The organism is Brachyspira sp. (assembly GCF_050873525.1).
GTDB lineage: Bacteria > Spirochaetota > Brachyspiria > Brachyspirales > Brachyspiraceae > Brachyspira.
On sequence record NZ_JBNMIZ010000284.1, the window covers coordinates 1 to 2,782 of the forward strand.

3 protein-coding genes are annotated in these 2,782 nt (G+C 26.5%); all 3 read right to left on the bottom strand.

Annotated elements, in window-relative coordinates; all coding sequences use genetic code 11:
* Positions 1–174 precede the first annotated feature (174 nt).
* The 3 genes from ACR0QS_RS12570 to ACR0QS_RS12580 all read right to left on the bottom strand — a co-directional run bounded on the left by ACR0QS_RS12570 (position 175) and on the right by ACR0QS_RS12580 (position 2,649).
* The gene (locus ACR0QS_RS12570; RefSeq protein ID WP_432633797.1) at positions 175–1,029 is read right to left on the bottom strand and encodes an Rpn family recombination-promoting nuclease/putative transposase; all 855 of its coding nucleotides are present in this window, start codon (positions 1,027–1,029) and stop codon (positions 175–177) included.
* Between the two features lie 163 nt (positions 1,030–1,192).
* Entirely contained in the window at positions 1,193–1,966 is a 774-nt protein-coding gene (locus ACR0QS_RS12575) for a hypothetical protein (protein WP_432633798.1), read from the bottom strand.
* An 80-nt stretch (positions 1,967–2,046) separates the two neighbouring features.
* Positions 2,047–2,649 (bottom strand): hypothetical protein, encoded by a 603-nt coding sequence (locus ACR0QS_RS12580; protein ID WP_432633799.1) that lies wholly within the window; start codon positions 2,647–2,649, stop codon positions 2,047–2,049.
* Between the last annotated feature and the right edge of the window lie 133 nt (positions 2,650–2,782).

Genomic DNA, 2,782 nt, shown 5'->3' on the forward strand with positions numbered 1-2,782 from the left:
ATGCAATATAATGCATAGTATTTTCTGAAGGTAACCGCATTATTTTTCCTTTCATTATTAATTTTTTATTAAATAATAACTGAAATATTACACTAAAAAATAAAAAATATCAATAGCTAATATTAAAAAAATTGAAAAAAATTCGCCATTATGTTTATATAATTTATCATATAGTTACAATTTGCGAATTTCTTCAATACTTAATCCAGTGTATTTTGAGATTAAATTAATATCCGCTCCATCTTTTTTCATTGCAATTGCCATTGAGATTTGTTCGGCATGTCTGCCTTCTTTTATTCCTTCAAGTTTTCCTTGCAATCTTTCTTCACTTAAAGTGAGCATTCTAAAATAATTCTCTTCCCATTCCGTATAGCCTTCAGTCAAATCGTCATTTTTTACAAACTTATTATACTTATCGTAAATCTCTTTCATTATGGGATTTTTCTCAACTAAAACTTTCATCGTTTCCTCCAAATCTTTTTTAATATTCAAAAATTTAAACCAATCCGCAAGCGGTTTGTATAATTTTGTTTTTTCATTAAATTTTTTAAGTTCCAAAAAGTGCATTTCAAAATGGTTAGTCAATATTTCATTTGTATCATATTCTTTAATAAAATAGCAGCTGTGAGGTTTATCTTTATTTTCAGTTAAATTGAAATCTAAAATATTAATGCTAATCACGGGATTTAAATCTTCGTATTTATTTTTTGCTTTCAAATTTGCAGTATAGCTTTTTGCCCAATAGTAAAGTCCTCGATAAATAAAAGATTTATTGCCTACTCTTTGAATTTCAATAATAACTGTTTCTCCGCTTTTCGTTTTCGCTCTAACATCGACAATCGTCTCTTTTCCATTAATCGATTCCTTTAAGTTGAAAGTATTTAAAATAGTTACTTCTTCAAAGCCTTCTTGTCCAGCGTCAATTCGCACGGAATTAATCAAATCTTTAAGAATATTTTGGCTGTCTTCTTTTGCGAGTAGGTAGCGCATAAAATAATCGTTAAGGACTTTAAAATCTTTTTCAACCATAAGAATATTATAACAGAATATTTTAATTTGTCAAAATTGAAATTAATAATTTTTGTAAAACATAATGCGAGTTTGGAACTATATTAAATTTTAATTCTCCTAGCCATCGGCGTGCCTTTGGCATTTTAAATTTTAATTTTTTAATTTAATTAATTTTAATTTTTTAATCCTCTTCTTCGGATTCGACTATAAAATCGTAATCTATATAAGGATTATCTTCCAATTTCTCTTTTTCTTCTTCCGTGAATTTGTCGGTAATCTCTCTCGATTCTGGCTCTATAATATCGGCGACATAAATTTTATTCGGTTCGTCTTCGTAGGAATAAGTTAATTTTACAATATAGCCGTTTTCTTTTAATTTGAAATATCCCGAAGTTTCCGTCATTTTTATATATTCTTCAAAATAAGGTTTCAAACCTACGGGAATATTAAAAGCGTAAACCGATTGATATTCTCCTCTTTCAAGATAAGGTTTAATCTCTTCGGGAATATCGAATTCTGAAAAATCGAGTCCGTTTGGAATATCTAAAAAATCCGTTTCAATATTATAATCGAAAGAAAAACATTTAATTTCCGTTTCAAGCCGAATAACCGCTCCTTCATAACCCGACATAAAATTTTCTTCGTTCATTTTTGAAGTAAATTCTTTAATCGCTTTATTTTGTCTGTCCAATATTTCCTCAATTTCTTCTTCGTCAATATATTCTCTATTAATAATCGAAGTAAGCTCGTTTAGAATTTTTCCCTGTTTATTCAATTCTTCCGTAATGGATTCGGGCAGAAAATCGGCAAACTCGGAAAACTTATTTATAGCGGAAATTTGTTTATTCAAATCTTTTGCCATATTTTTGGTTAATTTGCTTTCTTCGTTTAATAATTCCAATTTTTCAATTTCGTTTTCTTCTTCGTATTCTTCGTTTTTATATTCTTCTTTCATTTTTAATCTCCTTTCTATTTTTATTATAAACCGCTTTCAAAATCGCAAATCGATTAATCGAGCGGTTTCATTTTTAATTTTTATTCTCCATCGTTAATAAACGGATTATTACTTATATTTTTTGTATCTTCCGTATTTTCAATATTTTCGTTTGTAGAATTATCTTCAGACGAAATATTTTCTTCTTTATATTTATCCATAACAAATTTTATAAAATGTTTGATAATAAATAAATTATACGGTTCGGTATTTTTTTCTTCAATTTTTTCTATAATATCGTCCGTATTCGCTTCGTATTTTTCGGGGTTCTTTTTATATTCTTCAGATTTGTCATATATTTCGTCCAATATTTTTTCTTTAAAAAGTATTTTTTTCATTCCTGAAATAATATTTTCGTTATAACCATAAATACAGATGCTTGATTTTTCAGCGTCTAATTTTATATGGCTTCCAAGAACAAAATCTCTCAATCCAGACTTATCAGGATTACTACCATATAATGAAAATTTGTAATATATTTCAGATTTTTCCGAATTCTTTATTTCGATAGAAATCAATCCTACTTTTATTAAAATGTCATTTAAAGTTTTTTCATCTATTTTATCTTTCAAATAAATTTCTTTATCTTTCCTATTTACTTCTGGTAATTTAGATGTTATTTCATTTAAAAAACTTCCAAGCATAATTTTTCTCCTATTTTTAATTTTATTTTTTTAATATTTATTTTTTTATTTTTTTTATTTTATAAAGCAATTCTTAAAAGTTAGGTTGGATATAAAGAATATACTCTAAAAATCATTTTTTTCTCCTTTATAG

What these genes read in the sequence shown, in the direction of transcription:
- ACR0QS_RS12570 (WP_432633797.1), bottom strand. Translation starts at nt 1,029, where the DNA reads ATGGTTGAAAAAGATTTTAAAGTCCTTAACGATTATTTTATGCGCTAC.
- ACR0QS_RS12575 (WP_432633798.1), bottom strand. Translation starts at nt 1,966, where the DNA reads ATGAAAGAAGAATATAAAAACGAAGAATACGAAGAAGAAAACGAAATT.
- ACR0QS_RS12580 (WP_432633799.1), bottom strand. Translation starts at nt 2,649, where the DNA reads ATGCTTGGAAGTTTTTTAAATGAAATAACATCTAAATTACCAGAAGTA.